Source organism: Lentisphaera profundi (genome assembly GCF_028728065.1).
GTDB classification, from domain to species: Bacteria; Verrucomicrobiota; Lentisphaeria; order Lentisphaerales; family Lentisphaeraceae; genus Lentisphaera; species Lentisphaera profundi.
This window is the reverse complement of sequence record NZ_CP117811.1, coordinates 721,817-746,794: the sequence shown is the minus strand read 5'-3', so window position 1 is coordinate 746,794 and position 24,978 is coordinate 721,817. Positions and strand designations below refer to the sequence as shown.

The 24,978-nt window shown below is 41.0% G+C and carries 27 protein-coding genes; 15 read left to right on the top strand and 12 right to left on the bottom strand.

All coding sequences use genetic code 11. The features are described 5' to 3' along the window. Positions 1–78: 78 nt before the first annotated feature. Positions 79–504, bottom strand: a complete 426-nt coding sequence (locus tag PQO03_RS03135) for a secondary thiamine-phosphate synthase enzyme YjbQ (RefSeq protein ID WP_274151052.1) — start codon at positions 502–504, stop codon at positions 79–81. A 96-nt stretch (positions 505–600) separates the two neighbouring features. On the opposite strand from PQO03_RS03135, the gene PQO03_RS03130 reads away from it, so the two are divergent. Next, entirely contained in the window at positions 601–1,623 is a 1,023-nt protein-coding gene (locus PQO03_RS03130; protein ID WP_274151050.1) for a hypothetical protein, read from the top strand. Between the two features lie 54 nt (positions 1,624–1,677). On the opposite strand, the gene PQO03_RS03125 is transcribed toward PQO03_RS03130, so the two are convergent. Beyond that, positions 1,678–2,787 (bottom strand): S-(hydroxymethyl)glutathione dehydrogenase/class III alcohol dehydrogenase, encoded by a 1,110-nt coding sequence (locus PQO03_RS03125; RefSeq protein WP_274151049.1) that lies wholly within the window; start codon positions 2,785–2,787, stop codon positions 1,678–1,680. Between the two features lie 84 nt (positions 2,788–2,871). On the opposite strand from PQO03_RS03125, the gene fghA reads away from it, so the two are divergent. After that, entirely contained in the window at positions 2,872–3,702 is an 831-nt protein-coding gene (gene fghA, locus PQO03_RS03120) for an S-formylglutathione hydrolase (RefSeq protein WP_420792848.1), read from the top strand. Positions 3,703–3,731: 29 nt separating this feature from the next. Here fghA and PQO03_RS03115 read toward each other — a convergent pair whose 3' ends face one another. From PQO03_RS03115 to hisB, 7 genes are all read right to left on the bottom strand, one after another. Then, entirely contained in the window at positions 3,732–3,950 is a 219-nt protein-coding gene (locus PQO03_RS03115; RefSeq protein ID WP_274151046.1) for an exodeoxyribonuclease VII small subunit, read from the bottom strand. Further along, positions 3,947–5,278 carry an exodeoxyribonuclease VII large subunit gene (gene xseA, locus PQO03_RS03110; RefSeq protein WP_274151045.1) on the bottom strand — a complete coding sequence of 444 codons (1,332 nt, stop codon included), beginning with the start codon at positions 5,276–5,278 and terminating at the stop codon, positions 3,947–3,949. Before xseA ends, PQO03_RS03115 begins: the two co-directional genes overlap by 4 nt. 253 nt (positions 5,279–5,531) lie before the next feature. Then, on the bottom strand, positions 5,532–6,014 hold the full coding sequence (locus tag PQO03_RS03105; protein ID WP_274151043.1) for a peptide chain release factor family protein: 483 nt from the start codon (positions 6,012–6,014) through the stop codon (positions 5,532–5,534). A gap of 62 nt (positions 6,015–6,076) precedes the next feature. After that, on the bottom strand, positions 6,077–6,412 hold the full coding sequence (locus PQO03_RS03100; protein ID WP_274151042.1) for a histidine triad nucleotide-binding protein: 336 nt from the start codon (positions 6,410–6,412) through the stop codon (positions 6,077–6,079). A gap of 43 nt (positions 6,413–6,455) precedes the next feature. Next, entirely contained in the window at positions 6,456–7,046 is a 591-nt protein-coding gene (locus PQO03_RS03095; RefSeq protein ID WP_274151040.1) for a GNAT family N-acetyltransferase, read from the bottom strand. A gap of 28 nt (positions 7,047–7,074) precedes the next feature. Next, positions 7,075–7,653, bottom strand: a complete 579-nt coding sequence (locus PQO03_RS03090; RefSeq protein ID WP_274151039.1) for a hypothetical protein — start codon at positions 7,651–7,653, stop codon at positions 7,075–7,077. Between the two features lie 94 nt (positions 7,654–7,747). Continuing rightward, on the bottom strand, positions 7,748–8,332 hold the full coding sequence (hisB, locus tag PQO03_RS03085; RefSeq protein WP_274151037.1) for an imidazoleglycerol-phosphate dehydratase HisB: 585 nt from the start codon (positions 8,330–8,332) through the stop codon (positions 7,748–7,750). A gap of 144 nt (positions 8,333–8,476) precedes the next feature. Between hisB and PQO03_RS03080 the strand changes: the two genes are divergently transcribed. The 3 genes from PQO03_RS03080 to PQO03_RS03070 are packed head-to-tail and all read left to right on the top strand — an operon-like array spanning position 8,477 to position 11,314. Then, the gene (locus PQO03_RS03080) at positions 8,477–8,698 is read left to right on the top strand and encodes a hypothetical protein (RefSeq protein ID WP_274151036.1); all 222 of its coding nucleotides are present in this window, start codon (positions 8,477–8,479) and stop codon (positions 8,696–8,698) included. A 13-nt stretch (positions 8,699–8,711) separates the two neighbouring features. After that, positions 8,712–10,877 carry an FHA domain-containing protein gene (locus tag PQO03_RS03075; protein ID WP_274151034.1) on the top strand — a complete coding sequence of 722 codons (2,166 nt, stop codon included), beginning with the start codon at positions 8,712–8,714 and terminating at the stop codon, positions 10,875–10,877. Next, complete coding sequence (locus tag PQO03_RS03070; RefSeq protein WP_274151033.1) at positions 10,874–11,314, top strand: hypothetical protein; 441 nt, start codon at positions 10,874–10,876, stop codon at positions 11,312–11,314. Before PQO03_RS03075 ends, PQO03_RS03070 begins: the two co-directional genes overlap by 4 nt. Here the strand turns inward: PQO03_RS03070 and PQO03_RS03065 are convergent. From PQO03_RS03065 to PQO03_RS03055, 3 genes are all read right to left on the bottom strand, one after another. After that, positions 11,305–11,733 carry a hypothetical protein gene (locus tag PQO03_RS03065; protein WP_274151032.1) on the bottom strand — a complete coding sequence of 143 codons (429 nt, stop codon included), beginning with the start codon at positions 11,731–11,733 and terminating at the stop codon, positions 11,305–11,307. The genes PQO03_RS03070 and PQO03_RS03065 overlap by 10 nt on opposite strands. 84 nt (positions 11,734–11,817) lie before the next feature. Further along, a complete protein-coding gene (locus PQO03_RS03060; RefSeq protein WP_274151031.1) occupies positions 11,818–12,468 on the bottom strand; it encodes a helix-turn-helix transcriptional regulator in 651 nt (216 codons plus the stop codon). 14 nt (positions 12,469–12,482) lie between these two features. Beyond that, positions 12,483–12,749 carry a hypothetical protein gene (locus PQO03_RS03055; protein ID WP_274151029.1) on the bottom strand — a complete coding sequence of 89 codons (267 nt, stop codon included), beginning with the start codon at positions 12,747–12,749 and terminating at the stop codon, positions 12,483–12,485. Positions 12,750–12,943: 194 nt separating this feature from the next. Here PQO03_RS03055 and PQO03_RS03050 point away from each other — a divergent pair, with 194 nt between their 5' ends. The 10 genes from PQO03_RS03050 (at position 12,944) to PQO03_RS03005 (ending at position 24,926) form a co-directional block, all read left to right on the top strand. Beyond that, positions 12,944–14,038, top strand: coding sequence for a sugar kinase (locus PQO03_RS03050; protein ID WP_274151027.1), 1,095 nt, complete (start codon positions 12,944–12,946; stop codon positions 14,036–14,038). Next, entirely contained in the window at positions 14,035–15,408 is a 1,374-nt protein-coding gene (locus PQO03_RS03045) for a tagaturonate reductase (protein WP_274151026.1), read from the top strand. The genes PQO03_RS03050 and PQO03_RS03045 overlap by 4 nt, the downstream gene beginning before the upstream one ends. A 14-nt stretch (positions 15,409–15,422) precedes the next feature. Further along, on the top strand, positions 15,423–16,043 hold the full coding sequence (gene eda, locus PQO03_RS03040) for a bifunctional 4-hydroxy-2-oxoglutarate aldolase/2-dehydro-3-deoxy-phosphogluconate aldolase (protein ID WP_274151024.1): 621 nt from the start codon (positions 15,423–15,425) through the stop codon (positions 16,041–16,043). Between the two features lie 14 nt (positions 16,044–16,057). Then, positions 16,058–17,086 (top strand): zinc-binding alcohol dehydrogenase family protein, encoded by a 1,029-nt coding sequence (locus tag PQO03_RS03035; RefSeq protein ID WP_274151022.1) that lies wholly within the window; start codon positions 16,058–16,060, stop codon positions 17,084–17,086. Positions 17,087–17,168: 82 nt separating this feature from the next. Continuing rightward, positions 17,169–18,161 (top strand): aldo/keto reductase, encoded by a 993-nt coding sequence (locus PQO03_RS03030; RefSeq protein WP_274151020.1) that lies wholly within the window; start codon positions 17,169–17,171, stop codon positions 18,159–18,161. Positions 18,162–18,174: 13 nt separating this feature from the next. Beyond that, positions 18,175–18,573, top strand: a complete 399-nt coding sequence (locus tag PQO03_RS03025; RefSeq protein ID WP_274151019.1) for an L-rhamnose mutarotase — start codon at positions 18,175–18,177, stop codon at positions 18,571–18,573. Positions 18,574–18,705: 132 nt separating this feature from the next. Then, the gene (locus PQO03_RS03020; RefSeq protein ID WP_274151018.1) at positions 18,706–19,890 is read left to right on the top strand and encodes an AIR synthase related protein; all 1,185 of its coding nucleotides are present in this window, start codon (positions 18,706–18,708) and stop codon (positions 19,888–19,890) included. Positions 19,891–20,010: 120 nt separating this feature from the next. After that, complete coding sequence (gene mgtE, locus PQO03_RS03015; RefSeq protein WP_274151016.1) at positions 20,011–21,399, top strand: magnesium transporter; 1,389 nt, start codon at positions 20,011–20,013, stop codon at positions 21,397–21,399. A gap of 23 nt (positions 21,400–21,422) precedes the next feature. Continuing rightward, positions 21,423–23,063, top strand: a complete 1,641-nt coding sequence (locus PQO03_RS03010; protein ID WP_274151015.1) for an ArnT family glycosyltransferase — start codon at positions 21,423–21,425, stop codon at positions 23,061–23,063. A gap of 129 nt (positions 23,064–23,192) precedes the next feature. Continuing rightward, positions 23,193–24,926, top strand: a complete 1,734-nt coding sequence (locus PQO03_RS03005) for a proline--tRNA ligase (RefSeq protein WP_274151012.1) — start codon at positions 23,193–23,195, stop codon at positions 24,924–24,926. The last annotated feature ends 52 nt before the right edge of the window (positions 24,927–24,978 follow it).

The window sequence follows — 24,978 nt, the reverse complement described above, 5'->3', positions numbered from 1 at the left end:
TCGAGCTCTCCCTGTAAGGATTTGCCAATCCTTAACCAGGCGACTAAGAGGCTTTGCCCCTCGTTATGAGTAACTCCTCTAAGCTAAGTCGCCATTGAGAGTTAATACCAAGCTACGTCCCGAAGCGTAATCGCGGTGTTCGCAAAGATATATCCCCTGCCAAGTTCCCAGTGCGAGCCGACCATTCTTTATCGGTATACTTAAACTGGACCCCAGAATTGATGATTTTAAATGGGCAGGCATATCATCTGGCCCTTCGCAAGTATGTAAATAATAAGGTGCATTCTCAGGAACCATTTTATTAAAGTGACTTTCAAAATCGACGCGAACGGTGGGATCCGCATTTTCATTGATAGTGAGTGATGCTGAACTATGCTGAATAAATATATGAAGTACACCAATCCTATACTGATCGAGCCCTTCCAATTCCTGCTCGATTTCTCTAGTAATCAGATAAAATCCTCGAGCTTTCGCGCCAAGGCGAATTGTCTGTTGTTTCCACATAAGTAAATAATTTCAATTTAAGGATTAATAATCATTGGGTATTATACACCTCAATGGTATGTTGAGCTAAATCCATCTCAAACAAAGCTCTCAATTATGATACTTATAAAAAATAAAAAACCTATCATCAAGATCACTGATAACTTTGCTCAGTACCTTGAAGCGCATAGTCGACATTTTCAATTACCGCTCGACTACGAAGATTTACTACGATTCCAAGATTCTCTTCCCGTGTACGACAAAGATGACGAACCTACTTTATGGGAAACAGTTATTTACCCCACTCAAGATCAAATCATCCTCGAAAAGGCTTTAATCGAAATTTATGTGACACTATTAGCAGGTGGTGATAAATCCATTATTGAACATTTGAGTATTGATCGCATTGACTACTGTGCTTTTGCCAACTCGCGTCCTTTCCGAATTCGCGTTATCAATAAATTTAATGATAATCGCGATCACTTCTATGTCAAAAAAGCCGATGCTTCCCGTATCTATGGCCTCGAATTTGAAGGACTTTTATCTCCTAATCGCGTCAATTATATGGTTGACCATAGCACTCTAATCGAAGAGCATATCATTGGCATTCCCGGTGATCATTTTATTGAACATAATCTCTCGCAGAAAACTGTTAATCCCGTGCGTCTTTGTAAGGAATTTGTCAAATTTAACGAACGTTGCTTCACCTCTTTAATTGGTGATATGCGTTCATATAATTACGTTGTAACGGTCACTCCCGATGTAGAAGAAGATCAATACCGAGTTCGACCGATTGATTTTGATCAATTTTGTCACGAAGGCAAAGTTCAGGTTTACTTACCTCAATTTTTCCCTGAGAATCAAAAAATTGTCCAACTTTGTATGGATCTCTTAAATCCTGAGACCGTACGTCAGTACCAACGCGAAGAGCGCAATATTATTAACCGTCGCTTTCTCTATTCAAAGCAACAGGTCAAAAGCCTCGTTCGATGCATGAGCAAAGATAAACTCGCGGCAGATGAAAATATTTTACAACTCAGAACAGAACTCGCTGAGTTCCACAAGACTAAAAGCTTTTTAAAGTGCAAAAATATGGGTGAAATCATTAAAGAAAACATGATCACACTACTCAACTTATAAAAAAAGGCCTCGTATTGAGGCCTTTTTTATTTCTAACTTAGACTGGTGACTTCTTTAGAAAGTCACTACTGAGCGGATAGCTTTACCTTGATGCATTAAGTCAAAGGCATGATTGATTTCTTCGATGGGCATAGAATAAGTAATCATGCGATCAATTTCAATTTTTCCCGCCATGTAATCTTCTACCATACCAGGTAATTGCGTTCTACCCTTCACTCCACCAAAAGCTGAGCCCATCCACTGACGGCCCGTCACTAATTGAAAAGGACGAGTACTAATTTCTTGTCCTGCACCTGCAACACCAATAATAACAGATTTTCCCCAGCCTTTATGACAACACTCTAAAGCTGAACGCATCACTTGTGTATTGCCGATACATTCAAAAGAATAATCAACGCCACCATCAGTAAGCTCAACTAAGACATCTTGAATGGGCAAATCATAATTTTTAGGATTTATGCAATCAGTTGCGCCTAAACTTCTGGCCATTTCAAATTTATCTTCATTGATATCAATACAAATAATTCTTTCCGCTTGTGCCATAACTGCACCCTGAACCACTGAAAGACCAATTCCGCCCATACCAAAAACCGCTACTGTAGAACCTGGCTCTACTTTCGCTGTGTTGAGAACCGCACCAATGCCCGTAGTAACTCCACAACCCAAGAGACAAACTTTTTCTAGGGGTGCTGCTTTATTGATTTTCGCTAAGGAAATTTCTGCCACTACAGAGTATTGAGAGAAAGTCGAAGTTCCCATATAGTGAAGTAGTTTTTTACCATTGTAAGAAAAACGGCTCGTGCCATCAGGCATCACACCCTTACCCTGCGTCGCTCGTACCGCTTGACAAAGGTTAGTTTTTCCCGATAAGCAAAATCTGCATATCCCACATTCGGGGATATACAAAGGAATAACGTGATCGCCAGGCACAACACTTGTAACCCCTGCTCCGATTGCTTCAACGACGGCTCCGCCCTCATGTCCTAGAATCACTGGAAACTCGCCCTCAGGGTCATCACCAGACAATGTAAAGGCATCTGTATGGCATACACCTGATGCTACATTTCTAATTAAAACTTCTCCGGCTTTTGGGCCTTCTACATCAATTTCTACAATCTCGAGTGGCTTGCCTGCCGCAAAGGCTACTGCTGCTTTAGATTTCATCTTTTATCTCTTTAGCTATTTATTAAAATTTATCTGATGTTAATTTTATTGATAAATAATAAAAATCAACAGGTAAATTCAATGATTGAAAAAAAGTCTGAAAATCTTATTTTTAATGGTCAGCAATTATTTTATTCTCATCAGTCTTCGGCACTCAATTGTGAAATGACTTTTTCGATCTTCATTCCTCCACAAGCCAAGGAAAAAAAATGCCCTGTTTTGTACTGGCTTTCGGGCCTCACTTGTACTGCGGATAACTTTACCAGTAAATCTGGCTTTCAAAGATACGCTGCCGAACATGGCATCATTGTTGTCGCTCCAGACACAAGTCCTCGGGGCGAATCCGTCAAGGATATTAAAGATGCATGGGATATCGGCTGTGGCGCAGGCTTCTATTTAAATGCCACAAGTGAAGGCTGGAAGGATCACTACCAGATGTATGACTATGTTGTGAAAGAACTTCCCGGAATTATTAAAACTAACTTTCCTTGCAATGATAAGGCCTCTGTTTCAGGACATAGCATGGGCGGTCATGGAGCTTTAATTTGCGCTTTGAAAAACCCCCAGCAATATCAGTCCGTCTCGGCATTTGCACCGATCGTTCATCCTCTCGACTGCCCTTGGGGAACAAAAGCTTTTACTACCTACTTGGGTGATGATCAAACTCAATGGTCGGAATGGGATGCGGTCGAACTTATTAAGCAGGGAAATAAAGTAGATCATATTTTAGTTGAACAAGGACTCGCAGATAATTTCCTAGAAGATCAGCTGAAAACTGACTCCTTAAAAACTGTCTGCGCAGAAAATAAGCTTAATTTAATTTTAAATGATAGAGAAGGCTACGACCATTCTTACTACTTCATCTCATCGTTTATCGGTGAGCATATCAAATGGCACGCACAGTTCTTAAACTAAGCTGATTTTAAATTTATCAGACACTCAGATTAAGTTAAATCTTCCCACTCGGGTCCTTCTTCGCTAATGCCTTTTAGGACCTTAACTTTTTTCTCAACTTCTGTTAATTTACCGGCACATACTTTTGCTAGTGCATTGCCCTTCTCAAATTTTTTAAAACTTTCTTCAAGACTTAACTCACCGAGCTCCATTTCTTGCACGATTTGTTCTAATTCGCCTAAGGCTTCTTCAAATTTCTTTTCTTTCATGACTCGGTCTTCCCTTCTACTTTTGCGGTTAATGAGCCCTTAGCCAAACGTATATCTATGATATCGGCCTGAGCGACTTCCGTACTAGAATGCAGAATCTCTCCTTTATAACGCACTATACTGTAGCCACGATCTAAAGTCCCCTGAGGGTTTAATAATTCTAAATTCTTAGATAAGGATTTAAGTTTATTTTCTTTATTAATTAAATGATTTTTAAAGGCTATACTCAACCTTGCTTCCAAGGATTTAAGTTCCGTCCTATGTCTTTCTAAATCTGGTGAACAGGCCTTCATTCTTTGTTTCAAATTGGCCGTTAATTGACTGTGATAAAGCAAGCGTGCTTCCATCGCTTTCACAAGTTTCACTTGTAAGAAATCCACATGCTGCGATTGCATTTGTAATTTCTTCTCGGGATTGCTCAGCATTAAACGATGACGAACTTTTACATACTGCTGCTTTAAGGCATAGAGTTTCAAATCAAAATTATTACTTAAATTTTTGATCTTGCTATTTAAATCATTGCTGAATTCACTACGACTTTTAATCACCAATTCGGCCGCCGCAGAAGGCGTTGGAGCTCGAAAATCTGCTACAAAATCCGATATTGTAAAATCAACCTCGTGACCCACAGCAGAAATTATCGGGATATGTGAATCGGCTATTGCGTAAGCTAAATGCTCTTGATTAAATTCCCATAAATCCTCTATACTCCCGCCACCACGAGTCAGGACAATGACATCCGCTGCATCCAACAAATTACAACGATGAATCGCGCCAGCAATTTTTTTTGCTGCGCCTTCTCCTTGAACGGCTACGGGAAACAAATAAACTTCTTTGCCGGGGAAGCGACGATTTAATACTTGTAAAAAATCGTGTAGGGCGGCGCCATTAGCGGAACTCACGACCGCAATTTTTTCTGGAAATAAAGGCAGTCGTTTTTTTCTCTTTGGATCAAATAATCCCGCATCATTGAGTTTCTTTTTGAGCATCTCAAATTCTAACTGTAACTTGCCGACGCCACCTGGCCTGAGATCTCTAACAATAATCTGAGTTCTACCCGAGGGTGCAAAATAAGTTAAGCTGCCAAAAAGCTCAATTTCCATACCATCTTGCATATGAAAAGATCGCGCTTGTTGAGCACCATTGAAATAAGTACAGGAGACTTGGGACTTGGCATCTTTGACTGAAAAATATACATGACCAGAGGTATGGATGGTTAAATTCGAGACCTCGCCTTTGACCCAGAAGGGCTTAACCCCCTGCTCCAAGACTTGGCGCACGGCCATTGCCACCTGACTTACTGACCACATACTTTGATTCTGACTCATAACTTTATTTCAGTACCTTCATATTTCGTTTCTGCCCCTGCTCATTGACATAAGGTCAAATAATTTGCGATTTACGCAAAACCTTGGTCAATCTCTAGCAAGTAAGTTTAAGTATAGCATTATCCAGATTCGTTTCTCCATGACTGAGTTCCTGATCTGGAGAAATCTCATTTATTATTTTTCGCCAAAATCTATTCCGTACCACCAGTAAACTATGATTCCTAGATCATCTCAACTTGAGCTTATTCCGAAACTACTTCTTCAGTGGCTTATAATCGTTTTTTTGTCGTTCTTTGTTCACGAACTGCCATAGGGTATCGTCCTTGGCGATAATCTTAATCAGCTTTCCCGTGGAAAGATCCATTGATTTCGCTACTTCGGAAACCTGCCAATTCTTATCAAATAGATTATCGGTGAGAGCTGCGATAAATAAGGGGTACTGCGCATTTTTGGGATTCATATCTAGCTGCCCCTGCCATTGCTGAGCCTCTTGCCTCATTTCCATAGCGATTGCCAACCTCAGCTTACGAAGTGCCCTCTTCTTGTTCACCGATTGCTGACGGTCTTCTGACGCCGTTGCAGAAATGGATGTATCTTTAAGCGTCAAGCGAACTGCACTGGAAGTTTTATTGCGTTTTTGACCACCATTGCCGGTAGCAATATAGTGATCCGTCTTACAACGATTTAATAACTCTTCATCAGTCATTTTCAGTAAGACATCTCTTTCATAGCTCATATTGCTTCACGCTCACTTTTAAAGTTCTTTATCATTCGAAAATAAAAGTTTAGAACGAGCTATCATCCTGGAGGCCAGTTTAGGCTTCTTCCGCCAATAATATGAAAATGTAAATGAAAAACACTCTGCTGAGCTCCTGCACCATTATTTGTCACAACTCGATAATCTTCAAAGCCCTGTGAATCTGCTATTTCTTTTGTTTTAAGCATCATGTGCCCAAGCAATTCTTTATCCAATTCTTTCGCATCAGATAAGTTTACGAGCTCTTTCTTTGGGATTAACAAGATATGCATCGGTGCTATGGCGTTTATATCTTTGAAGGCTAAGCAGTGCTCATCTTCATAAACCACGTCCGCAGGAATTTCACCAGCAATAATTTTAGAAAAAATTGTACTCATATAAGACTCCTATAAAATCATGATTAATCATAATTTAGACGACTTATTGATCTCTCCAAGTCGCAAGTAATTTGTGATCAACTTTTTTTGCCACTGATTTCCATACTTCTTCATCATTAACAGAACTAATCAAAGGCGTGAAACCAAAATTGAGATAGAGCTTAATAGCCTTTTCACGCATGGTGTAAGTCCGTAAATAGGCTTTTTCATGACCACATGCTTTCAAGCGTTGCATCGCCTGATTCAACAAACACTTCGCTAAACCTAAGCCTTGAAAATCGGGATGCACTGCAAGCCAATGAATTCTTCCCCAGTGCTCACCATGAAAGTTTTCATCATTCCAGGCAGTTGCAGTGGCCACAGCAAGACCTTCTTGATTGCATATATAAATTTGTCTTTGTTCTAATTTTTTTACTTTTGCACCAAAGTATTCACGAAAAGTCGTTGAATAAACTTTGTTATAATTATCTGAGGCCTCATAAATCCTAAACCAATTCTCTTCATCTTCGAATTGATAATTCCTGAAATAATAGCCTTCAGGCAAAGGGGTATTAGGCAAGTCATTTAAATGGCTGCGCGTTAAAAAAATCTCTGGATATTCAAGTCTCGTCATAGCAAAAAAAAGGCGGGACAAGCCCGCCTTATAAAAATTGTTCTAAGAATTATTTCTCTTCGTCTTCGTCTTCGTCTTCAACTTCAAGATCTTCATCTACGTCATCTTCAAACTCAGACATTTCATCTTCGCCGATAAATTCTTCAGGCGTCTCAGTATCACTACCAGCTTCAGTAGTTACCTCCGTTGTTGTCTTCGGAGATACACCAATCACATTCATCAGTCTTTCGTCGAGAGACTCTTCATCCAAAGCTTCTTCTTCATCTTCCGGATCAGTGATTTCATCATCTTCTTCGCTTTCTTCATCTTCATCATCTTCTTCAAGTGATGCGATAAGATCTTCACGACTGAAACTCACTGTATCCATTATTGATGGACGAACGGGTTCTGATTTTACCGCACTTTTCTTCAAGTAAGGTGATTTCCCACCGTACATGTATAAATGATCATGTATTTCTTGATCATCACTATCCATCCATTCATCCCAGTAACCATCAGTACATTCTTCTAATCCAGAATTTGATTCATCAAGTACTTTAGTCTTACGTACATATTTGAGGGCCTTTGCTAGAGTGTCGAACTCTGTATACTCTGGTTCACCATCATACCATACTCGATATTTGCTCACGATTTATTTCCTTAAAGATTTAGCTTTTAAAAATTAATTTTGTGAAATGAATAATCCCAATGAGAAATAAAGTCAAGTTGTGGAATTGTTTTTTTTATAGAGAACCTTTGGTAGAATACAGATTCGAAGTGCCATCTTTTGATGCTGCAATCGCAAAAGCTTTGGCAAAACACTTAAAAATCGCTTCTGAAATATGATGCTTATTATCACCATAATGAACGAGTACATGGATATTCATACGTCCAAAAATAGATAGCGCTCGAAAGAACTCTTTGACGAGTTCACAATCAAAAGTACCCATGAGCCCAACAAAAACTTCTGGAACTCGGTATTCAAAATGAGGTGACTTACGAATATCTACTGCCACAGTACATAAAACTTCTTCCATTGGCAAAGTAAAACTTCCATAACGAGTCACGCCCGTCATGTCTGTCGTCGCTTTATCAAAAGCTTGGCCTAAAACAATTGCCACATCTTCAACGGTATGATGAAAATCAACTTCTATATCACCCACGGCTTTTAAAACCATGTCCATTTGACCATGCTTGGCAATATGAGTTAGCATATGATCAAAAAACGGTATCCCTGTGTCAATCGTGTAGCCCGTACCGGAAAAAGGATTCAAATCTAATTCGATTTCTGTTTCCGATGTCTTTCTATTTATTTTTACTTGTTCCATATTTTCTTCACTTAAACTAAATTAATAACTCAATTGAACTTAAATCTCCTTTTATTTAGGTCAAGTCCATGTTGTAAGAGAGTTGTTTTATGTATATAATACGCCGGTCAATAGTAATGTTAAAACTTAAATAAAGCGCAATCTATGGAAATAACACTTACACCCGATTATTGTTGTGGCGGAGGACATTGTGGTCCTATGCCTGGATACTTTTATGAATGTCCCCACTGTGAAGTCGAAACTCAAGCACGAACTGGCTATGAACTGGAGGAAGGCGACGAGCTAAAATGCTGTCTCTGTAAAGAATCTATTACCGCAACAAAAAAGAAATCTAATTTTAAATTTGAATTTAGCATAGACAAGTAATTATAATAAGAACATGAGTACTCATTATCCAGAAGACAGACCCCTTCCCCGCGGATTAAAAATCAAAACCCCCGGACAACAATCTCAAGGTTTAAAGATTGTTTCTCCGCGTTCCGATAACCAGTCTTCTAATGATCACCAACTCAAACTGCTAAAACCTTCCAGTCAAGCCAATAGTCACCAGCTAAAAATAAAATCTACTTCAGCTCAGCAAGAACATGCCCAAAGAGCACAAGAGACCCTCGAAGAAATTGAATCTCTTGATCCACTCGCCACCTATGTGCAACACCAAGAAAACCTCTATGAAATAGAAGAGCGTAAACGCACAGAAATTATCGAGCAAGAAGATAAACTTCGCAAACTCGAAGAAATGCAAGAACAGCGCTTAAAAGAACTGGAAGAACGTCTCGACCAAGAACGTAAAAAACTCCAACAAGAAAAACTCCAATTCGAACACGCTAGGCGAGAAGATCAAATACGCCATGAGGAAGAAGCGAGCTTCGTTGAAGCACACGAAAGAGAAGATGAAAAGCGCTGGGTTGAATACGAAGATAAAGTCAAAAAAGAAGAACAACTCAAAAAAGAAATCGAAGCTCTTGAGAATACTGATGAAGAACCTACCGCGAACGATGATGAGCCTGAGCCAGAAATTAATCCTATGGATGACGCCCCCATTACTCTCGAGAAAAAACGTTTCACTGACACCAGCACCTGCAAAGCAATATCACCACTCAACACCAGTGATGAATCTGCTTCAGTACAAGAAGAACTACTTAAACACACCGTAGACAGCGATCGCGAAACTCTACTCAATGCCAACAGCGAACAAGCATCCCTTCCGTCAAGTGAATCAAGTGAATCAAGTGAATCAAGTGAATCAAGTGAATCAAGTGAATCAAGTGAATCAAGTGAATCAAGTGAATCAAGTGAATCAAGTGAATCAAGTGAATCAAGTGAATCAAGTGAATCAAGTGAATCAAGTGAATCAAGTGAATCAAGTGAATCAAGTGAATCAAGTGAATCCGATCACCAAAAAACTCTTGTTCAACTAGATCCATTCGCCATTGATCCAAATCAATTCGATCCAAATACAGAATTTGTTGCAGACGTAGAACACGAAGTCATTCCTGTCACAAAGCAATCAACAAAAGCTAGCGGAGGCTTCAGCCCTTCCTTTTACGTCATTGACGAAAAGGGCATTCGCATGACTCCCATACGAGAAGATGATGTAATCTTTAATTTTGGTCGCGGAAAAAATAATGAATGTCATATTAATGATAAATCCATTTCCGAAACACAGGTGCGCTCTATCCATTTCAAAGGCCGCTGGACCTTCATGGACACAGGCGTTCGTGACGCATTATCCTTCAACGGCATAAAGTCTAGACAACTCACTACCACATCTGAATCTCGTACCGCAATCAAATGTGGCAATAGCTGGATCATTCACATTGGCTTGGACAGTAAAGACTACGACGAAACCGACACTCAAACTCTCAAACGCTCTATACTCAACAATATCCCAGAGCCCTATGTTGATGATGCCTGCGTAACATTAAGCTATCGAAACAAAGCTCGATCAAGTACGATGGCCCCTATTTTAGCCGGATCTCATGCTAGTTGCGACTTTCGCATGGATTCGCTTAACCCATTTCACTTCATCATTTATTGGAGTCAAGTCGGCCTATACATAGAAGACTTAACCAAAGGCCACCCTGGTGTATTTATTGGAGATCACAGAATTTCTGGCAATACCGCTATTACCAACACGATTAGTATCACTGCGGGAAAAACTCGCTTTGACGTAGTTGTCACCGGCACACCAGACACTCATCGTCAGGCTCTAACTGATGCTCATAATACTAAGCAAAGACTTAAACTCATGCCGGTCAGCAGTCAACTGCCACCCATTATTTTAACTCCAGGCCTACGTAACCTTGTCATCGGGAGAAACGAAGAGTCCGATCTCATGATTAAAGATATCTCTGTATCACGTAGACATGCGAAAATCAGTATTCGAGATAAATCAGTTATGCTGGAAGACCTGAAAAGTATTAATGGCACTAAGGTTAATTTAGAAAAAGTAAGTCGTAGTATCGTCATCCCTGGAGATGTTGTAACTATCGGCACTGTATCTTTCCTACTTTGCTATGAAGAGCTATCAAGAACCCGCCGATGAAGCTAGCTACACTTTGTCTGCTATTTTTTTCATTTTACAGCTTTGCAGACAAGCAAGATATACTTAAAATTGATCTCAATAACGACCTGAAATTTTCACTCGATGAACAAAATTCATGGATCGTAGTAGCCTTAGAAGAATTTGAAAAATACAAAGTTAGAGGCTCTTCGAAAATCAGAAAAAAGCTGAGCCTCATATTCAGTTCCGACATTGATAAAAATAACATAATTGACCCACAAGAAGAGCGCATCATTCGCGCCAGACTTGCTGCTATTTGTTATTATTACGAACAACTCTTTTCTAAGTACGCAAGCGAGGGGGATATGAAAAAAATTGACTATCAGTATCCCTCAATGATCCCCGCTTACGATCTCATTGACCCTTTCAAAGACGACAAAGATAAAATAAGCCCTAGCCTAACGCCTCTTTATTTCTGAGTGGAAAAAATCTTGGGATCAATTTCGCTAGAAAATATTTCGCCGTACTCAATCTTATCATCTTTTTTATTGTAAGGTAAAAAACAGTCATAAGCACTTCCATCCTTATATTCGACATGTGCCTCAATTGCACTGCAATACTCACCATATTCAGGATGCTTAACTTTTACCTGACACACTAAGCCCGCGCCGTAGATATCTTCTTCATCAGCTCGCTTTTTCAAGCGCAGGAATAAATCCTCGATTAACTCTTCAGGGTCACTTTCATACACTGCTTGATCAAAATCATCATTGAATTCAACATAGGCATTTTTATCCATCACTAGTACATAGGGATAAAGGGTCTCATTCTTCTCAAGTTTTTCACAGGCTTTAGTTAATGCTGAGTCGAGCATTAAATCCAAATGTTCAGTTTTCATGTCTTTTCCTTAATAATCATAAATTCATCCGCAAGCTAAAAGATAAGATCAGTTTTGCAAAGCCTACAAAGAGATTTCAAAGCTCTATTTTTTATCGGGGAAATGCTGATCCATAAAATAAATACTCGTGGTCATATCCTGTATGCGTCCACTTTCGAGCTTTAAAGACTTTCTATATTCCCTAGGACTCATACCCAATTCTTTTTTAAATGTTTGGGAAAAGTACTGTGAACTAGAAAAACCTACCTTAAAAGCAATCTCAGTAATTGAAAAACGCCCTTCTCTAATTAAACGCTGAGCAGTATCTACCCTAAATTGCCGTACAAAATCAACCGGCGAAGTCTTAAATATCTTTTTAAATAGAAAACGAAAATGACTTTCAGAATAATTAAAATGCGTTGCGATTTCTTGTACTTTTATATCGGATCGCGATACATGGCTCTCTAAATACGTTAATAAACTCTTTTTGAAAATATTATATTCATTTAAATAGGTCTTGGCTTCCCAACCTTCTGAACGACGGATAACCATGGTAAGAATTTCGTGTAACCAACCATTGCACAAACCTTCAGAAAACACATCTTGACGTTCATGCTCGCTGAGTAACTTCTCAAATAAAACGCTCCTATCTGTTGGCAAGGAAATTTTACGGCCCTCAACTGCATATAACTTTCGTTTAAATAATTCACGATCTTCTTTACTCAAAAAACCATCATGATCTAAGTCAATCTGCATAAAATACGCATCACTCACCATGAAGTGCCCCCCAAAAGAGCTAATTTATCTTCGGGGAAAGTTACCAAAAGATCATTTTGTCGAGTGACAATTAATTCATCGTTTATCAACCACTCTAAAGTCCCTGATACGAGGTAAGAAATCTCGAAACGCTGATTCATATGGGGCAGCATCGCATTTCTACTAACTTCCGTCACCTGCCTGTGCCCTAGCACGGCTATCTCTTTTAATAAAGAAGGACGATCCTGTGGTCGTCCGAACCTAATGAGTTTATTCGCCATTTTTTCACCTTATCAGAAACAGATTAAAGAGTACAATTAAGAATAACAACTACAGCAAGAACACATCCACACATAGAAAAATGTTCCAAGTTATAATATTCAACGATATTAGTCTGAAAGTATAATACAAGTCCTCCCCTTATGGTTGAGCATCATTTATTATAAATTGAATATAAAACAAAGGAAAAGAAAAAATGAAAATCAAAAATGCTGCAGACTGTAAATACGACATCCTCTCACTCGGCGAAGTTATGTTACGCTTGGATCCAGGAGAAGGACGCGTAAGAAACACTCGTAAGTTTAACGTATGTGAAGGTGGCGGTGAGTACAATGTCGCCCGTGGTCTAAAACGTTGCTTCGGACAAAGAGCTGCTATTGTTACTGCCCTCGCTGACAATGACATCGGCTACCTCGTCGAAGACCTTATGTACCAAGGTGGAGTCAATCAAGAATACGTCAAGTGGGTTCCTTATGATGGCTGTGGTCGCACAGTTCGTAATGGTCTAAACTTTACTGAGCGCGGATTTGGACTTCGCTCTGCATTAGGTATCTCCGATCGCGGTAACACGGCCGTTTCTCAACTTAAAAAAGGCGATATTGATTGGGAAAAAATCTTTGGCGAAGACGGAGTTCGTTGGTTCCACACAGGCGGGATCTTTGCGGCTTTATCAGAAACGACTCCTGATGCTGTACTTGAAGCTGTACAAATTGCTAAGAAACATGGCACTATTGTTTCTTACGATTTAAATTTCCGCCCATCTCTCTGGAATGCTATTGGTGGCGAAGCAACGGCTCAAAAAGTAAATCGTGAAATCGCTAAATACGTTGATGTAATGATTGGTAATGAAGAAGATTTCACTGCTTGTCTCGGTCTTGAAATCGAAGGTGTTGATCACAACCTCACTAATCTCGAAGCCTCTGCTTTCCATAGCATGATCAAAAAAGCTTCTGAAGATTTTCCCAATTTCCAAGCTATTGCAACAACAATGCGCGGCGTAAAAACTGCCACTATCAATGACTGGAGTGCCGTTGCATGGTCAAGAGAAGATGGTTTCGTAGAATCTGCCAAGCGCAATGAAACTGAAATCCTCGACCGTGTTGGTGGTGGCGATAGTTTTGCCTCAGGCCTAATATACGGCTATATGATCAAAGGCAGTATCCAAGAAGGTGTTGAATATGGTGCTGCTCATGGTGCTCTAGCAATGACAACTGCTGGCGACACAACTACCGCTCGCCTCAATGAAGTTGAGCGCCTAGTTGCTGGTGCAGGAGCTCGCGTTATCCGATGAAAAATAGAATCCTCCAATTCGGTTCGGGCGTCTTCCTCCGTGGTTTTTGGGGATGGATGATCCACGAACTCAATAAACAAGAACTCTCCGACGCGAGTATCACTATGGTAAAACTCACCCCTAGAGGTGACTTAAGCCAATTTATTGAACTCGATGGAAAGTACAATCTCACCACAAAAGGTTTATTAAATGGCCAGACTATTGATCAGAAAGAAGAGATCAGTGTCTACCAACGTTTCATCCACCCCTACCTTGAATGGGTAGAGTTTTTGGCCACCGCCGAAGAAGAGGATTTACAAATTGTCGTATCCAACTCTACGGAAGCAGGCATTGTCTACAAACAATGCGCCTTCCCCAACGAATGCCCAGAAACCTATCCTGCAAAACTATGTGCTTGGCTCTATAAACGTTTTTCATTCTTTGACAAGAGTGCTGATAAAGCGCCTCTCATCTTACCCATGGAACTCATTGAGCACAATGGTATCAAGCTCAGAGAAATTATCTGCAAGCATGCAAATGACTGGGGCTTAGACCACGACTTCATCACCTGGATTAAAAAGTCTTGCGACTTTCGCAATACACTTGTTGATCGCATTGTTACCAAAGGCGAAAATACCGACGCATGCGTAGAGCCTTATCATCTCTTTGCTATCGAAGGTGACTCAGCAGAAGATATTTTGCCCCTTAAAAAAGCCGGTATCAATGTCTTTTGGACGAAAAACCTCCCTGCTTTCAGAGAAACTAAAGTACGTATGCTTAATGGTGGCCACACCTCTATGATATACGCCGCTATCTTAAGCGGAGAAACCATCGTTGCAGATGCCTTAGAAAAAGAACCCATTGACCAATTCTTACGTTCTATACTTTTGGATGAAATTCTCCCCACGCTAGAAGCAAAAGGCGGAAATACTCAAGAGTTAAAAGATTACGCAGAAGCGGTAATTGAACGTTTCAAAAACCCCTTTCTCAATCACGAAATGATTAATATTGCGCTCAACTCATCTTCTAAGTTACTTGTTCGCTTACTTCCATCTTTTGCAGATTCTACGGCCATCAACAAAAGCTTCCCTGATAAACTTTCACAAGCGATTGCTGCTTTTTTCTGGTTCTACAGAGGCTCAGTTGTAGGTGATACCTTCAAAGGAGAAGCAGAAGGTTTAAGTTATGATTTTGCCGATGACGCAAAAGCAATGAATGCTATTGCCAAATGTGATACCAGCACGCCTGCGAACTTCGCAAAAGCAATCCTTGCTTGTTCAGCATGGAATGGCGCCTTTAAAGCTCATCCTACTTTTGAACTTCGCCTTACTGAAATCTTCGAAGATTTTAATCAAAAAGGTTTAAAAACAAGCCTTTTCCCCCAACTTTAAAACTAGGAAACACCATGACTATCGAACAACAAATTGCCGACCTAAAACTCGTTCCTGTTATCAAAATAACTGATCCGGCTCACGCCGCTCCTTTAGCAGAAGCCCTCATTGCCGCAGGTCTCCCTGTAGCAGAAGTCACTTTCAGAACTGACTGTGCCGCCGAAGCCATCAAAATTATGTCTCAATACAAAGACTTACTTCTTGGTGCCGGCACCGTTATTAATGCGGCACAAGTTGAAGAAGCCAAAAATGCGGGCGCAACTTTTATTATCTCCCCAGGCTTCTCTCCTGAAGTCTCGAAAGCATGTATTGCGGCTGGCTTAATCTATTTCCCCGGAATTGCTTCCCCACGCGATATCCAAGATGCCTTAGCCGATGGCTGGAAAACTTTAAAATTCTTCCCTGCAGAAGCACTTGGTGGTGTTAATACACTAAAAGCCTTTGCTGCACCTTACCCAGGTGTTAAGTTTGTTCCTACGGGTGGCATCAACGCCGACAACGTGGGTGAATACCTTGCTCTACCACAAGTACAAGCTTGCGGTGGTAGCTGGATGGTACCAAACAAACTAATGGATGCAGGAGATTTTTCAGGAATCACTAAAATCGCCAAAGAAGCCTTAAACAAAATCAAATAAACGAGGATATAATTATGAAAACTGTCGTCTGCCAAGAACCCTATAAGTTCACCATGGAAGAAACCGCAAAAGCTTCTGCCAAAGAAGGTGAAGTCCTCGTTAGAATCCGTCGCATTGGTATCTGTGGAACTGATTTGCATGCCTACCAAGGTAACCAAGCTTTTTTTGAGTACCCACGTGTCTTAGGCCACGAACTCTCTGGTGAAGTCGCCGAATTTGGTGCCGATGCCGATCAAAGCAAACTCGCTCTTGGCGACAATGTTTTAATCGTTCCCTACCTTCACTGTGGCACGTGCGTTGCCTGTCGACGTGGAAACACCAACTGCTGTGCTAAAATGCAAGTTATTGGTGTTCACCAAGACGGTGGCATGTGCGAATACATTAGTGTTCCCACTAGCCATGTCCTCAAAGTAGAGAACCTAAGTTTAGATGCCATGGCTTTAGTTGAGTGCTTAGCCATTGGTGCTCATGCCGTACGTCGTGCCGACATCCAAAAAGGTGACAATGCACTCGTTATTGGTGCAGGTCCGATTGGCTTAGCAACTATGCAGTTTGCTAAAGCCGCTGGTGCAAATGTCATTGTCCTTGATCTCAACCAAGAGCGTTTAGATTTCTGTCAGTCTGATATTGGTGTTGCCGCTACTGTCAATCCCAAAAACGAAGATGCTATTGCAAAAATCAGCGAACTCACCAATGGTGAATTTGCTACTGCAGTCATCGACGCAACTGGCCATGCTGGCTCCATGATGGGAGCCGTAGAATACTGTGCTCACAGCGCCAATCTCGTTTATGTTGGTCTTAGCAAAGACACGCTTTCTTACGATCACCCGAACATTCACAAACGTGAACTCACTATCATGTGCAGTAGAAATGCCACTCTAGAAGATTTCCAGCATGTAGCTGATTGCTTAAATGATGGCCGTGCAAAAAGCACTTGCATGATCACTCACACATGTAAATTCGAAGATATGATCGAAGAATTCCCTGCATGGACCAAACCAGAAACTGGCGTCATTAAAGCGATGGTTGAACTGAACGATTAATAATTTTTGAGCTTGTCAAGGGATTATTATCCTTAGTCGCATTTATCCCTTGGCAGGCTCATTTTATTCAAGGTAGACAAAAATGAGCAAATCTCTCCCGAAAGTCATCTTTGGAACTTCCTCCTTAGGTAACCTCTTCTCCGAACCACTCTTCGAAACTAAACTTAACATCGTCAAAGAAATCGTAGCCGCCAATCCTGATCTAGCTGTATTTGATAGCGCGGGAAAATATGGTGCTGGCCTCGCTCTAGAAAGTTTAGCTGAATGCTTATCCCAACTTAATGTCCCGCAAGACAAAGTCCTTATCAGCAATAAACTCGCATGGAAACGCGTGCCGCTCACAAGTGATGAACCCACCTTTGAACCCGGTGCATGGATTAATTTAAAAAACGATGCGGTCCAAGATATCTCTTACCAAGGTATTATTGATTGCTATGAGCAAGGCAATGAACTCTTAGGTAATTACGACGCCCAACTCGTCTCGATCCACGATCCTGACGAGTATTTATCCTCCGCAAAAGATGAAGCTGAACTCAAAGAAAGAAAAACTAATTTACTCGATGCCTTTAAAGCCTTAGCCGAACTCAAAGAAGCTGGAAAAGTTCAATCTATTGGCGTTGGCGCCAAAGATATTTCAGTCATAGATTTTATTTCCGATCACATCCAACTCGACTGGGCTATGTTCGCCTGTTCTATCACTCCTTACACACATAGTGATTTCGCAAAAGGCTTACTCAAAAAGCTGGGCAATCAAGGCGTTGACGTCATCAACTCTGCTGTCTTCAATGCAGGTTTCCTCATTGGTGGAACTCACTTTGATTACCAAGTGATCACAGAAGAAAGTCATCCCGAAATCTTCGCTTGGAGAACTAAATTTTTCGCTATCTGTGAAGAATTCGATGTGAAACCTGCCGCGGCCTGTGTTCAATTTTCCTTTTTATTCCCCGAGATAAAATCCATCGCTCTCAATACCAGCAAGCCTGAACGCGTCAAATCCAACATGGATTTAGTTTATGCAAAAATCCCTAGCGCATTTTGGGACAAGATGAAAGCTGAAAAATTAATTAATCTCTAAGCTCAGGAAAATTATGTCTGAAGTAACAAACAAACGCTACTGTAAAACACTCACAGTTAAAGATGACCCTCAACTTATCAAAGAATACACGGCTGCACATTCAATGGGTCAAGCTTGGCCAGAAGTAACTCAGGGCATGAAAGATATTGGCATTTGCGACATGGAAATCTATATCTTTGGCAATCGTTTATTCATGATTATGGAAACAACTCCTGATTTTGATCACGATTCAGCTTTTGCTAAACTCGCAAAGATGCCTCGTCAAAGTGAATGGGAAGCCTCCATGGCAAAATTCCAGAACACTTCTGCCGATGCATCTGCTGAGGATAAATGGCAACTTATGGAGCGCATTTACAAAATGGATCAAAAGCAAGAACACCGTGCGATTGACGGCCAATTCATTTACTCTTAATTCATCCATTTTCTACGCTAATAATTCGCGTGACTCAATAAGTCTCGACTTAGCTGATTAGAGCATTTGAAAGCCTGCGCGTTTCGTTTAAACTATGAAAATAATTTCTAATCATTTTCAAGGACTTACGCCATGTCAAACAACGAAGCTGAATCACGCTATGCGAAACGCGGAGTTTCTTACTCCAAAAAAGAAGTTCATGACGCCATCAAAAATGTCGACAAAGGTCTCTACCCACAAGCTTTCTGTAAAATTATCCCAGATTTCTTAGGTGGCAGCGATGATCACGTCAACATTGTTCACGCTGATGGTGCAGGAACCAAGTCTTCGCTCGCTTACATGTACTGGAAAGAAACGGGTGATCTCAGTGTTTGGGAAGGTATAGCTCAAGATTCAATTGTCATGAATGTAGATGATATGATTTGCGTTGGCGTAACAGAAGGCATGCTGATGTCATCGACTATCGGTCGTAACGCAAGCAATATTCCTGGCGAAGTTATCTCTGCTATCATTGCTGGGAATGAAAAACTCATCCAATTTTTCAACGACAATGGCATCCAAATGGTCAACACTGGCGGTGAAACTGCTGATGTTGGAGATTTAGTTCGTACTGTAATTGTCGACACCACCGTAAGCGCTCGTATCAAAAAATCACAAGTGATTGATGCCGCTCGCATGAAAGCAGGACAAGTCATCGTCGGTCTCTCCTCCTACGGTCAAGCGACATACGAAACCGAGTATAATGCAGGTATGGGCTCCAATGGCTTAACTTCTGCTAGGCACGATGTCTTCGCTAAAGAATATATGAATCGTTTCCCTGAAGCTTTTGATGCCAACACTGAAGAAGATCTCGTTTTCAGTGGCAAATTCAAACTTACTGATACGGTAGACGACATGCCTCTCAATATGGGTAAAGCTGTCTTATCTCCCACTAGAACATACGCACCTGTTGTCAAAACCATTTTTGATGAACTTGGTCGCGATCGAATTGGTGGCATTATTCACTGTAGTGGTGGTGCTCAAAGTAAATGCCGTAATTTTGGTAGCAACTTACATTTCATTAAAGATAACCTCTTCGAAATTCCGCCACTCTTTAAATACATTCACGAATGCTCCAATACTCCTTGGCACGAAATGTATGCAGTCTTTAACATGGGCCATCGCTTAGAGCTTATGGTTGATGAAGAAATCGCCGACAACATCATCAAGATTTCACAAAGTTTTGGCATCCCCGCTCAGGTAATTGGACGCTTAGAGGAAAATCCACAAGGGAATAAAGTTACCGTCAAAACTTCCTTTGGTGAATTCGTCTACTAATTGCTACGATTCTTTAAGTCCGAATCAAAAAATGATCGGACTTAAAGTTCTTATTCTTTGTATTCTGCCCTCACTAGCTTAGCTTAGGGCAATTTTTGATTCTTAGCAGGAAATTCTTACATGTCTAATCAACAAATATGGCTTGAACAGATCTCCAATCTTCTGAAGGAAGATGATGATCAGCAAATCAGAAAAGAACTCCTTGCAATTGAACCTGCCGATATTGAAGAAGTCATCTCCCAATTCAGTTCTTTTGAAGATCAGCTTAGAGTTTTCCGTCTGACTGATGACACCGAGAAACGCGCCGAATTACTCTCGCTCTTAGAAGATGACTTAAAGCTCAAGCTCACTGAAAAAGCCGATCCCCAGGAAATCACCAGCTTAATTGAAGAAATGGCTTCGGATGATGCTGCCGATTTCCTTGCTGACTTAGAAAATGATGTACTCGTAAAAGAAATTTTAAAACATACAGAAACAGAATTCCGCCAAGACATCACCAAACTTCTTTCTTTTGATGAAGAATCTGGCGGCGGTATCATGACTTCCGAGTTATGTGCCTTCCCGAATAATTTAACTGTAAAAGATGTCCTGAATTCGCTACAGCCCGAAACCCTGAAAGACCCCGTCATGTACGTCTATGTGATTGATTCAGTATCAAAACACTTTCTAGGTGCGATTTCTCTTATCGACCTCATTCATGCTGACTCAGATGAGAAAATTGGCGAAATTGCTGAACCTAGCTCAATCTGGGCAAGCCTTGATGAAGACCGAGAAAAAATCGCCGCTAAATTCCGCAAGTATAATCTTTGGGTCATGCCTGTATTAGATCATCGCAATCAAATCGTTGGACGTATTACCGTCGATGACATACTCGACATCTCAATCGAAGAAGCCGATGAAGATATTGCTATCATGACCGGTACAAGCGAAGCCGTCAGCCATGATGCCAACTTAATGGAAGCCATCCGCCTCCGCCTCCCTTGGTTAGTCGTCACCCTACTCCTTGCCTTAACCAATGCTTTTGTTATTGGACACTTCCTCAAATCTCTCGACAAATTCATCGTCTTAGCTGCATTCCCAACTGTAATCGCCGCTATGGGAGGAAATACTGGCATGCAATCAGCCACTGTGTTTATTCGTGAATTAGCTTTGGAAAAGATTTTACCTGAAGAATTCAGCTCCCTTGTCTTACGTGAGACTCTCTCTGGTTTCCTTATGGGTATTGTATGTGGATTAATTGCAGCGCTCATTGCTTATATAGGCATTCCCATCTTATATGGTGAGACGAGTCACTTAAACCCCTTCATTTTAGCTAAAATCATCTTTTTCTCCGTATGTTTCGGAATGACTTCCGCTAGTTTAATTGGCACCTTAATACCCATTAGTCTTCGTAAATGGGGCCTCGACCCTGCTGTTGCGGCTGGTCCATTTGTCACCACCATGAATGACATCCTCTCTTCCTTCATTTACTTTTTCATTGCGACTACGCTTTTGAAAGTCTTTCTCTAAATCAACGAAGCGAATCCTGACTAATGTATAATGAAAAAGACCCTAAACCCCTCGCTTTAGTCATTCTCTTTAGTCTATTTTTTACTTATCTATGTATCGAAAACTATAGCTACGAGCTAAGTCCTAGGGAAAGTACTCTCGCCCATATCACGCGCCATATTAGCGAGCAAGGCTATTTTGAAAACTCCATGCTCGGCACGCAAACGAAGCACTCCCCCTTTTATTCTTGGATCAGCCTCCTTCTAAGTGGTGAAAAAGTTAATCCCTTTTCTCTGCGCTTCGTCTCACTCATTTCATTAGTCGGCATCGGCTTAATTTCATTTTTCTCCGCCAAACGTTTTGGTGGTATAAAATCAGCATGGCCAGCCTTCGCCTTTAGTATAAGTTCCATTGCAGTAGTGAACATGGCTACTCGTGCAGAAGAAGGCCTCTTAACAGCTTTTTTAATGTCTTGTGCATGGCTCAGTTGGTACAGCATAAGTCGCAAGAGCAAACGCTGGTTCAAAGCTTGGTTTTGGGGCATTTTCTTCACCTCTTTAGCCGCTTCCGTCAATGGCCCACACATGTATCTCTTTTTTTACTTACCTACACTTTTCATGACTCGTCCTACAGATATCCGCAAACGCCTTGTTATGCTCCCACATCTAAGTGCCATGAGTTTTAATATTTTGATTATCATTGCTATTCAATATTTTTTAACGAAGTTCGCCAGTGACCGTGAGAGTGCTTTCACTTACTTCAGTACCGACGTCAGCGCTCCCCAAAAAATCGACTTCCAATTTGATGAAGGTTACATCAAAGCCTCCATTAAATTTGCTCTCAATGCCATGAGCTATTACCTCCCATGGACTTTTCTTGCTTGGACGGGTTTTTGCGAAGCCTTTCGACTCATCGAAAAAAACTCCAGTGCAGGACCTGAAATTTTCCGCTTCATGCGCAGAATCACATGTGTTTTATTTTTTGCTTTTATGCTTTACCCGGAAAGCAATGCCTACTCTCTTCTGCCTTTGATTTTCCCTTTGTCAGTTATGACGGCACTTCATTACCCGATTTATGCGAGACGCTATGGCCTGCTCCTGAACAAAGTTCTCAGAGCTATTCACCTGCTCAACTTTATTGCCCTGCTTATCATTGCTGGTTTTGCCTACCCTCTTTTAAGTCAAGAAATGAGCCACTACCAAGAACTCCATCTTAGTATCGCCATAAGCTTTCTACTCGCAGGGATAATCATTTCCATTTTATTCTTTTTCAAAATGTTTAAACGCCAGCCCCTATGGTATAAGATCATCTTTACTTCCATGCTCATTTATTTCAGCGTTGATTCAGCACGACACATGCGACTCAATGAATTTGAATATAGCAAGCAAGATACCGCGCAACTTATTCATCAGAGTATTAAAAATGACAATGAGCTCGTTTACAATTTTTCTGGCCATGAATTAAAAGCTGAGCTTTTCTACCTAGCAAATAAATCAATCCAAGTGAATCAAGCTTTCGAACCAGCGCAACTCGCCGACACCATCTATGTTATCGGAACCGAGTCCAAGCCTGTACGAATCTGCACTGATTCAGTTCGTTATAAATGGCAGGCTATCAGCCTCCCCTTCAAAGTTAAAGATTCCACGCTCACAGTCTACCGTGGTGATGTGATTCAAAATAACTAAGCCGAACAAGTTCTTCTTGCTCTTTTTATTTATGTATCATCACCATTTTTTTTTCAAAGCTGAATTCCCTTTATATAATACTGCATTAGATTAGCGGAAATTTATAAATTCACTTAGGAATGAAGCAGTATGAGACTCTCAAAACTTATCGGAAAACGCGTTAAAGAAGCGCCAAAAGATGCGCAAAGCGCAAGCCATATCTTTCTTATGCGTGGCGGTTATATCCGTCCTCTTTCAACAGGTATCTTTACTCTCCTCCCTTTAGCTGCTCGCATGACAGCTAAAATCGAAAACATCATTCGCGAAGAAATGAACGCAGTTGAATCTCAAGAAATTTTGATGCCACTCGTAAATCCTGCAGATATCTGGCACGAATCTGGTCGTTACGATAGCGTCGATCAAAGTCTTCTGCGCTTCAAAGACCGCAATCAAAAGGATATGGTTTTGGCCATGACTCACGAAGAAGCCGTTTGCCACATGGCAAGAACCGAGATCACCTCATACAAACAACTGCCTACTTCTGTTTTCCAAATCCAAACGAAATACCGTGATGAAGCACGTGCACGCGCCGGATTAATCCGCGTACGCGAATTCACCATGAAAGATGCTTATTCATTCCATGAGACCGAAGAATGCCTCTCCTCCTACTACAATGAAGTGCACAAAGCCTATGAACGTATTTTTCAACGTCTTGGTTTAACTGACTGTGTTTCTATCGAAGCTGATAGTGGCATGATTGGCGGTTCACTCTCTCATGAATTCATGGCCGTAACTGAAATTGGCGAAGATACTATTTTTCTCTCACCTGATCGTCAATACAAAGCGAATCGCGAAGTCGCCACTTCAAAAATCACTTACAAAAGCGAAGCAGCTCTAGAACTAGAAAAAGTTCATACCCCAACACAAAAAACTATTGAAGAAGTTTCTCTATTCCTCGAAGTAGCAGAAAGCGATACGGCAAAAGCTGTCTTCTATAGCTCAGCTTCCATCGAAGATAAAGTGATCTTATGTGTCATTCGCGGAGATATCGAAGTCAACGAAACAAAACTTGGCAATCACCTCGGCTGTGGCGATTTAGTCACTGCTAATGATGAGGCTATTATTGCCGCTGGTGCTGTACCAGGTTTCGCCTCTCCTAAGGGCCTTAACAAAGATAACGTGATTATCATTGCTGATCCTTCTGCAGTTGAAAGCTCTAATCTAGTCGTCGGTGCTAATGAAGAAGCTCATCACTATAAAAACTTCAATTGGGAACGCGACTTCGATGGCGACGCTGACATCATTGATATTGCTACTGTTCGCGAAGGCGAGCCTTGCCCTATTACTGGTGAACCACTCGAAATGCTCAATGGCATCGAAGTCGGTAATATCTTCCAACTCGGTACTAAATACTCAGATTCCATGGGTGTGCGCTACCTCGACAAAAATGGTAAATCGCAAATTCCAACCATGGGTTGCTATGGTATTGGTGTCGGCCGTGCTCTCGCTTCTGTTTGCGAACAACGCAATGATAAGTGGGGTCCCGTTTGGCCCATCTCTATCGCTCCTTATCAAGTTCACCTCATTGCTTTAACAGGTGGACAAGCTCCTATTAAAGAAGAAGCTGAAGAGCTCTATAAAAAATTACAGAAAGAAGGGATCGAAGTTATTTTTGATGACCGTAGCCCTAAGCCTGGTTTCGCCTTTAATGATGCTGACCTCATTGGCGTTCCCTTGCGTTTAATCATCTCCAAAAAATCACTGGAGCAAGACGCATACGAATTCAAAACTCGTGATGGTAGCGAAAAAGAATTAATTCCAAAAGCAGACGTTTTTGACTTCATTGTCAATCGTGTGAAAACTGAAATGGAAAAATTCGTCTAAAGCAACTTAGATTTTTCAGACAAAACGGATCAAACATTATGTTTGATCCATT

Bases quoted from the DNA above. Each gene is read 5' to 3' on its own strand.
- PQO03_RS03135 (WP_274151052.1), bottom strand. From the start codon at position 504: ATGTGGAAACAACAGACAATTCGCCTTGGCGCGAAAGCTCGAGGATTT.
- PQO03_RS03130 (WP_274151050.1), top strand. From the start codon at position 601: ATGATACTTATAAAAAATAAAAAACCTATCATCAAGATCACTGATAAC.
- PQO03_RS03125 (WP_274151049.1), bottom strand. From the start codon at position 2,787: ATGAAATCTAAAGCAGCAGTAGCCTTTGCGGCAGGCAAGCCACTCGAG.
- PQO03_RS03115 (WP_274151046.1), bottom strand. From the start codon at position 3,950: ATGAAAGAAAAGAAATTTGAAGAAGCCTTAGGCGAATTAGAACAAATC.
- xseA (WP_274151045.1), bottom strand. From the start codon at position 5,278: ATGAGTCAGAATCAAAGTATGTGGTCAGTAAGTCAGGTGGCAATGGCC.
- PQO03_RS03105 (WP_274151043.1), bottom strand. From the start codon at position 6,014: ATGAGCTATGAAAGAGATGTCTTACTGAAAATGACTGATGAAGAGTTA.
- PQO03_RS03100 (WP_274151042.1), bottom strand. From the start codon at position 6,412: ATGAGTACAATTTTTTCTAAAATTATTGCTGGTGAAATTCCTGCGGAC.
- hisB (WP_274151037.1), bottom strand. From the start codon at position 8,332: ATGGAACAAGTAAAAATAAATAGAAAGACATCGGAAACAGAAATCGAA.
- PQO03_RS03080 (WP_274151036.1), top strand. From the start codon at position 8,477: ATGGAAATAACACTTACACCCGATTATTGTTGTGGCGGAGGACATTGT.
- PQO03_RS03075 (WP_274151034.1), top strand. From the start codon at position 8,712: ATGAGTACTCATTATCCAGAAGACAGACCCCTTCCCCGCGGATTAAAA.
- PQO03_RS03070 (WP_274151033.1), top strand. From the start codon at position 10,874: ATGAAGCTAGCTACACTTTGTCTGCTATTTTTTTCATTTTACAGCTTT.
- PQO03_RS03065 (WP_274151032.1), bottom strand. From the start codon at position 11,733: ATGAAAACTGAACATTTGGATTTAATGCTCGACTCAGCATTAACTAAA.
- PQO03_RS03060 (WP_274151031.1), bottom strand. From the start codon at position 12,468: ATGCAGATTGACTTAGATCATGATGGTTTTTTGAGTAAAGAAGATCGT.
- PQO03_RS03055 (WP_274151029.1), bottom strand. From the start codon at position 12,749: ATGGCGAATAAACTCATTAGGTTCGGACGACCACAGGATCGTCCTTCT.
- PQO03_RS03050 (WP_274151027.1), top strand. From the start codon at position 12,944: ATGAAAATCAAAAATGCTGCAGACTGTAAATACGACATCCTCTCACTC.
- PQO03_RS03045 (WP_274151026.1), top strand. From the start codon at position 14,035: ATGAAAAATAGAATCCTCCAATTCGGTTCGGGCGTCTTCCTCCGTGGT.
- eda (WP_274151024.1), top strand. From the start codon at position 15,423: ATGACTATCGAACAACAAATTGCCGACCTAAAACTCGTTCCTGTTATC.
- PQO03_RS03035 (WP_274151022.1), top strand. From the start codon at position 16,058: ATGAAAACTGTCGTCTGCCAAGAACCCTATAAGTTCACCATGGAAGAA.
- PQO03_RS03030 (WP_274151020.1), top strand. From the start codon at position 17,169: ATGAGCAAATCTCTCCCGAAAGTCATCTTTGGAACTTCCTCCTTAGGT.
- PQO03_RS03025 (WP_274151019.1), top strand. From the start codon at position 18,175: ATGTCTGAAGTAACAAACAAACGCTACTGTAAAACACTCACAGTTAAA.
- PQO03_RS03020 (WP_274151018.1), top strand. From the start codon at position 18,706: ATGTCAAACAACGAAGCTGAATCACGCTATGCGAAACGCGGAGTTTCT.
- mgtE (WP_274151016.1), top strand. From the start codon at position 20,011: ATGTCTAATCAACAAATATGGCTTGAACAGATCTCCAATCTTCTGAAG.
- PQO03_RS03010 (WP_274151015.1), top strand. From the start codon at position 21,423: ATGTATAATGAAAAAGACCCTAAACCCCTCGCTTTAGTCATTCTCTTT.
- PQO03_RS03005 (WP_274151012.1), top strand. From the start codon at position 23,193: ATGAGACTCTCAAAACTTATCGGAAAACGCGTTAAAGAAGCGCCAAAA.